The sequence below is a fragment of the Nonomuraea endophytica genome (assembly GCF_014203235.1).
Lineage (GTDB): Bacteria > Actinomycetota > Actinomycetes > Streptosporangiales > Streptosporangiaceae > Nonomuraea > Nonomuraea endophytica.
Map to the genome: position 1 here is coordinate 514,237 of NZ_JACHIN010000003.1, position 6,530 is coordinate 520,766.

Here is a 6,530-nt window from a genome sequence, read left to right on the forward strand (position 1 = left end):
TCCCTGGGCAGTGAAGTGGTGCGGTGCGGTCTCTGCGCGATGCTGCGGGATCTCGACACCGTGGACGACGTGGTCGGCAGCTCCTGTGTCGACCAGAGCATGGGCATCCTGCACTCCGGCCGCCCCACCCTCCTGGTACTGAGCGACACCCCGGAGCCGCAGCGGGCGGAGAAGCTCGCGCGGACCGCCAGCGATCTCGGCGTACGCGTGCTGCTGGTCCTGCGCACCGCCAGCGACAGGACGCTGGCCCAGGTCGCGCCCATCCCCGCCGACGGCTACCTCCTGGAGAACGTGCTCACCCGCGAGTCGCTCTCCAGCGCGCTGAGCGACCTGGAAAGCGGGCTCGTGCCGATGCCCGGCGCGGTGGTGCGCAAGCTGATGGCCCAGGTCGGGCCCGACCCCCGGAACCGCCAGCCGGCCCCGGCACGGCGCGATGAGACGACGGACGGGCCTTTGAGCTGCCGCGAGATGGAAGCGCTTGCACTCTTGGTCGAGGGGCTGAGCAACAAGCAGATCGCGCGCCGGCTCGGCATCTCCGAGCACGGCGCCAAGCGGCACGTCGCCAACATCCTGGCCAAGCTCAGCGTCCCGAACAGGACGCTGGCCGCGGCGGTGGCGATCAGTCGCGGGCTGGTTCGCGATCCGGGGGATCCGGGGGACGCACGCCGCCCGCGAGGGTGACCTCCGGCCGCCGGGACAGCCCGCGCAGCGGGGCACGAGCCTTGAGCAGCATCTCCTCGTACTCCGCCGCCGGGTCCGAGTCCAGCACGATCGCGCCGCCAGCCCCCACTGACAGCCGGCCGTCGCGGGCCACGGCGGTGCGGATCACGATGTTGAGGTCGGCGCCGCCGCCCAGGCCGAAGAAGCCGATGGCGCCGGAGTACACACCCCTGGCCCGGCCCTCCAGCCGGTCGATGATCTCCATCGTGCGCAGCTTCGGCGCGCCCGTCATCGAGCCGCCGGGGAAGCAGGCGCGGGCCGCCGCCACCGCGCCGACCCCGTCGTTCAGGTGGCCGCGCACGGTCGAGACGAGCTGGTGCACGGTCTCGTAGGACTCCACCGCCATGAAGCGCGGCACGGACACGGAGCCGACGTCGCTGATGCGGCCCAGGTCGTTGCGGAGCAGGTCCACGATCATGAGGTTCTCCGCCCTGGTCTTGTCGGAGGTGGCGAGCTCCTCACGCAGGGCGGTGTCGGCGCGCGGCTCGGGCGAGCGCGGGGCGGTGCCCTTGATCGGCTTGGACTCGGCGACGCCGTCCCTGCCGACCTTGAGGAACCGCTCCGGCGACGAGCACAGCACGTGGGTGTCGCCCAGGCGCAGGTACGCGGCGTAGGGGGCCGGGTTGAGCCGCCGCTGGGCCAGGTAGAGCTCGAACGGGGAGCCGTCGAAGGGGATCTCGGCGGTGTTGGTCAGGCAGATCTCGTAGCTCTCGCCGGCCCGCAGCAGCCGCAGGCACTCCTCGATGTCGGCGACATAGCGGGCACGATCTCTGACCATCCACGGCTCAGGATCGAACCCGGCTGCCGGGTCCGGTGCGTCAGGTGGCGGGGCCGGGTCGGGTTCGGTGGTTCGGCAGGTCGCGGCGGTTTCCGCCACCCAGGCCCGTGCCGCCGACCGGCTCGCGGCGCGGCCGTCGGTCAGCGCCAGCACCCAGGACTGCCCGCGCTCATGGTCGAAGGCGACGAGCCGGGTCGCCGACATCCAGACCGCGTCGGGCAAGGGGGAGACGTGCGCGGCCGGAGCGCCGCAGTCACGCTTGAGCTCATACCCGAAGTATCCGACGTAGCCGCCGTTCAGATCGAAGGGCAGCTCATCCGGTACGGCCCGAGCCGCCACCCGATCGGCCAGCACGTCGAAGACCGAGGCGAAGACCGCTGACTCCGAGCCCCCCGAACTGACCACCACGCTGCCCGAGCCCGGCTGGCAGGACAGCACCTCGCCGTGCGGCCCGCCCGCGTCCCCCAGGAACGAGAACCGGGCCAGCCCGGGCTCGGCCCGGCTGCTGTCCAGCCAGAACGCGTGCGGCTCGGCCCCGAACACCTCCCCGAAGACCCGCCCGGCGTCAGGCACGCCGTCCACCCGCTCCACCTCCAGCGACCAGGCGGGCGCGGGGGTGAGGGTGACGGCGCGGCCGTACGCCAGATCGCGGAAGTTGCGCATCAGCGCGGGACCGTGCTCGGTGGAGATCGACTCCGGATGGAACTGCACCCCCCACCACGGCATCTCGCGGTGCCGCAGCCCCATCACCACCGAGTCGGCGCTCCACGCGGTGATCTCCAGGTCGGCGGGCGGCGGTGTCGCCACGCACAGCGAGTGGTAGCGCACCGCGGCGAAGCCCTGCGGCAGCCCGCTGAACAGGTCGCGGCCGCAGTGCCTGATCTCCTCCACGTACCCGTGGATTGGGATGGGCGCCGGGACCACGTCGGCGCCCGACATCCACGCCAGCGCCTGGTGGCCGAGGCAGACGCCCAGCACGGGCAGGCCGGAGCGCCGGATCACTTCCAGCGTGACGCCGACGTCGCGCTCCATCTGCGGGCGTCCGGGGCCGGGGGAGACGATGAGCGCGTCGAAGTGGCCGAGGTCCAGGCCGTCCCAGCGCGGGTCGTCGTTGGTCAGCACGACCGGCTCCACGCCGTAGGCCTGGGCGGCGAGCTGGAACAGGTTGTAGGTGTAGGAGTCGTGGTTGTCCACGATCAGGGTGCGCACGGCTGCTCCCGGGCGGGCAGGACGGGCAGCACCGCGCGGTGGCTGACGGCCTGCCGCCACTCCGCCGCCCGCGCCGAGGTCCGGGCCGCCGCCCTGGTACGGCCGGCCGCGTCGACCCAGGCCCGGACCGGACGCAGCCCGTGCAGGGCGTTGACGCTCCAGGTCTCCAGCTCCATCAGCTCGGCCACGCTCACCCGCTCGCGCCTGACCGGGCAGCGCCAGCAGGCGGCCAGCCGTTCGAGATGGATCCTGGTCACCGACGGCAGGACCGGCAGCGCCCGATCGGGCACGCAGAGCGTGCCGCCGCGCCACCACACCAGCGCGCTGTGAGCGCTCTCCAGCGCGGTGCCGTGACGGTCGTAGAGCAGCGCGTCGTCGGCGCCCCGCGCCCTGGCCCGGTCGCGCAGCTCCGCCAGCACCCGCAGGTCGGGGCCCTTGACGGTGGGACGGCGGCGCGGGTCGGCGGCCGGCGGGACCCAGAGGGTGACCTCGGCGTCGCCCGGCTCGGGGGCGGGCCTGGGCCAGAGCGCCAGCCGGGGACCGGCCCCCGCGTAAGCCTCGACCCGGGGAAACCAGCGGCCGTGGCCGGGCAGCGAGCGGCGTACCGCGTCGAGGAAGTCGTGGACGGCGGCGGCCCGCAGGCCGGGCACCAGCTCCGTGCTGGCGCGCACGAAACGCTCCTCGTGCAGGGGCAGGTCGCGCACCCGCTCGTCGGCGACCAGCCACGAGTCCACCACAGCGGGCTCGCCGGGCGGCCGGTCGGCGGCGGACACCAGGCCGGAGTCCGGATCCCACGCCAGGCGTTCGTCCGCGCGGACGGTCAGCATGCCATCACCACTTTCCCTCGCGCACCGCGAAACGGCGCAGTTTGCCGGTCGGGGTGCGCGGCAGCGCGGGGCGTACCTCCACGCTGCGCGGCACCTTGTACGGGGCCAGCCGGCGGCGGGCCAGCCCGATCAGCTCGTCTTCCAGGCCGGTGGCGCCCGAGCCGTGCTCGACGCCGAGCACGACGTAGGCGCGCAGCCGTCCGGCGCCGCGCTCGTCGCGCACGACCGCCACGGCCACCTCGGCTACCGCGGGATGCTCGGCCAGGACGCGTTCGATCTCGGTGGGGGAGACGGTGATGCCGCCGACCATCTCCATGTCGTCGGCCCGGCCGCAGTGCTTGAGCGCGCCGCCGTCCACGTACTCGGCCAGGTCGCCGGTGCGCAGCCAGCCGCCGCGCAGGGCTCGGGCCGTCTGCTCCGGCCGCCCCAGGTACTCGATCATGACCGCGTCGCCGCGCACCCAGATCTCGCCCTGGCCGAGCGTGACCAGCGCGCCGTTCTTGTCGCGCAGCGCCACCTCGTAGCCCGGCAGCGGGTGGCCGATGGTGCCCGGCTCGTCGCTCCAGGCGGTGTTGGAGCAGAACGCGTGCCCGGCCTCGGTCGAGCCGAGCTGGTCGAGGACCGGGGCGCCGAGCAGGTCACGGGCCCGTTCGCCCACCTGGGCGGGCAGGGGTTCGCCGGCGGAGACGGCCAGCCGTACCGTGGAGAAGGGGTCGGGCGGGCAGTCGGCGAGCAGGTTGGCGTAGGCGGTCGGCACGCCGTACAGGAGCGTGACGCGGTGGCGGGCGATGGCCTCGGCGAGGTCGCCCGGCGCGGCCCGGTGCGGCAGCAGCACCGCCGACGAACCCGAGAACAACGGGAAGACCAGCGCGTTGCCGAGACCGTAGGCGAAGAACATCTTCGAGATCGACAGCGTCACGTCGTCGCGGGTCACCCCGGTCACGCCGGTGCCCGCCGCGCGCATGTAGCCGGCGAGGTCGGCGTGGCGGTGCAGCGCCGCCTTGGGCGTGCCGGTCGTGCCCGAGGTGTACTGCGCGTAGAGCGGCGTCCGGCCGCTGACACTCCGCACCGGCCCGGCGGGCGCGCCCGCCGCCAGCGTCACCAGCCTCTCATCAGCCAGTACCGCACCGCCGCCGAACCGCCCCACGAGGTCGTCGCCGCAGACCACGAGCCGGGCCCGGCAGTCGGCGGCCATGAAGGCGTGGTCGTCGGCGGTCAGGTCGGGGTTGACCGGCACCGCCACCGCGCCCAGCCGGGCCGCGCCCAGGAAGGCGCTCACCCAGGCGATGCCGTCGCCCAGGGCGATCAGCACCCGGTCGCCGGGCCGTACACCGTGACCGGCCAGGACGGAGGCGGCGCCGGCGGCCAGCGTGTGCACCTCGCCGTGCGTGTAGGAACGGCCGGGCGCGTGGAAGGCGGGCAGATCCCACCATCCTTCGCGCCGGGCCAGGGCGGCCAGGTAGGTGGCGCAGTTGCCGGTCGGTTCTGTGGCTCTTGGAGCGGAACGTCGCCGGGGCAGGACCTCACGCATGGCATGTCCTCGGGAGGGTGAGAGGGGCGATCACGAAAGCGCCGTCCACAGGCCCGACCGGCCACCAGCCCCGCGCGACCAACCCGGTCAGTGTCGTGTCGTCGAGCCGGTCGGCCCGGACAGTGGGCGTCGCGTCGTCGTGCTCGTCGGCCAGGGCCGCGGCGACCAGGGTGCCGAGGAGCCAGAGGATGGCGCCGGACTGGGCGAGGGCGTCGCCGTCGCCGGGCTCGGCGGGTTCGAGGCGTGGGGTGGCCACCAGCATCGCCACGTGTTCGGCCAGCTCCAGCCGGGTCTCGCGGCCCGCCGCCACCAGGCGTGTCCTGGCGCGGGCCCGGCGGCCCTCCAGCGCGGCCAGCCAGCCGGGTTCCACCCGGTCGAGCAGCGCGGAGGGCACCTGGCCGACCCGCCGCACCGGCAGGCCGTCCACTTCGTCCGGCACCCGGCCCGGCGCCACGGACAGGCCGTCGAGCAGGGCGAGCACGTCGTCGCCTCCCGGCCCGAGCACCGCGGGCAGGTCGGGGGGCGGGGCGTTCAGCTCGTAGTAGCGTTCCACCGCGTCCCCACCTCCGGATAGTCCAGGCCGAGCTCGTCGCACAGCAGCACCCGGGTCCGCCGCACGAACTCGGCCCGCGACTCGTCGTTGCTCAGCCGCTTGATGCCCCAGCGCCGGAAGATCTCGTTGTTCCTGGAGTCGCTGCGGCCGAAGAAGGGCAGCGTCATCCGGATGAGGTGATGGGCCGAGGACCGCACCTCGTCACGCCGGGTGGGATCGGCGGCCAGCCGCGCGGCGGTCCTGGCGCCGAAGGAGACGTGGAAACGCTCCTCCCGCATCAGCGACCGGCACAACATGCGCAGCGGCACGTACGAGCATTCGCACAGGTCTTCCATCAGCACGACCTCGGCCAGATCCACGATCGCCTTGGTCATCACATATCCGGTCCACGAGGTCACCTGATAGTCGAAGACGGAAAGCGGCGGCCTGTCCTGGTCGTCTTCGAGGCCGAGCTGCGCGGCGAGTTTGTTGAACTTCAAATGATGTCCGTATTCCTCCATCGCCATTCTGCAGGCCAGCCATTTCTCGTGCGGAGTGGGGGCGAGCGAAATGGAGGGCTCGTCGAACACCGCAGCGCCGGCCGCCTCGTTGCGCACGTGGCTGTTGATGATCTTGCCGAGCGCGGTGACGTACTCCGCGCCGAACGCGTGCGCCGCGGCGGCGTCGTGGACGTCGTCAATCAGCATCTGGGGCATATCGACGGAAGCTAAGTGCGGTTCGAGGGAGGGGCAAGTGCCCGGATGGGCACCTCGAAAGAGGGGGTGGTGACTTTTGGAGGCGCACCGAAAGGGCACGTTATTTCTTTCGCCGCAGAACACGCGCTTCCGGCCGGGTAGTTAGGTAAGGCTAAATTAATGACTGAACGGCTAGTCAGTGAGTGCCCAAAGAAAGTTTCGAATTTGTCGTGCGCTT

General features: G+C 72.7%; 6 protein-coding genes. 1 reads left to right on the forward strand and 5 read right to left on the reverse strand.

Going from position 1 to position 6,530, the window contains the following annotated elements; genetic code table 11:
• Positions 1-39: 39 nt before the first annotated feature.
• Complete coding sequence (locus HNR40_RS14320) at positions 40-681, forward strand: helix-turn-helix transcriptional regulator (protein ID WP_184961218.1); 642 nt, start codon at positions 40-42, stop codon at positions 679-681.
• Here HNR40_RS14320 and pabB read toward each other — a convergent pair.
• From pabB to HNR40_RS14345, 5 genes are read right to left on the reverse strand one after another with little or no spacing between them, the layout of a single operon-like run.
• The gene (gene pabB, locus HNR40_RS14325) at positions 620-2,707 is read right to left on the reverse strand and encodes an aminodeoxychorismate synthase component I (RefSeq protein ID WP_184961220.1); all 2,088 of its coding nucleotides are present in this window, start codon (positions 2,705-2,707) and stop codon (positions 620-622) included. The genes HNR40_RS14320 and pabB overlap by 62 nt on opposite strands.
• Positions 2,695-3,534, reverse strand: a complete 840-nt coding sequence (locus HNR40_RS14330; RefSeq protein ID WP_184961222.1) for an aminotransferase class IV — start codon at positions 3,532-3,534, stop codon at positions 2,695-2,697. Before HNR40_RS14330 ends, pabB begins: the two co-directional genes overlap by 13 nt.
• Positions 3,535-3,538: 4 nt before the next feature.
• Entirely contained in the window at positions 3,539-5,065 is a 1,527-nt protein-coding gene (locus tag HNR40_RS14335) for an AMP-binding protein (RefSeq protein ID WP_184961224.1), read from the reverse strand.
• Positions 5,058-5,618 (reverse strand): hypothetical protein, encoded by a 561-nt coding sequence (locus HNR40_RS14340; protein WP_184961226.1) that lies wholly within the window; start codon positions 5,616-5,618, stop codon positions 5,058-5,060. Before HNR40_RS14340 ends, HNR40_RS14335 begins: the two co-directional genes overlap by 8 nt.
• Positions 5,597-6,304 carry a Phenylacetic acid catabolic protein gene (locus tag HNR40_RS14345; RefSeq protein ID WP_246509036.1) on the reverse strand — a complete coding sequence of 236 codons (708 nt, stop codon included), beginning with the start codon at positions 6,302-6,304 and terminating at the stop codon, positions 5,597-5,599. The genes HNR40_RS14340 and HNR40_RS14345 overlap by 22 nt, the downstream gene beginning before the upstream one ends.
• Between the last annotated feature and the right edge of the window lie 226 nt (positions 6,305-6,530).

Excerpts from the sequence above, each read along its gene's own strand:
- HNR40_RS14345 (WP_246509036.1), bottom strand. The coding sequence starts at position 6,304 with ATGCTGATTGACGACGTCCACGACGCCGCCGCGGCGCACGCGTTCGGC.
- HNR40_RS14330 (WP_184961222.1), bottom strand. The coding sequence starts at position 3,534 with ATGCTGACCGTCCGCGCGGACGAACGCCTGGCGTGGGATCCGGACTCC.
- HNR40_RS14335 (WP_184961224.1), bottom strand. The coding sequence starts at position 5,065 with ATGCGTGAGGTCCTGCCCCGGCGACGTTCCGCTCCAAGAGCCACAGAA.
- HNR40_RS14320 (WP_184961218.1), top strand. The coding sequence starts at position 40 with ATGCTGCGGGATCTCGACACCGTGGACGACGTGGTCGGCAGCTCCTGT.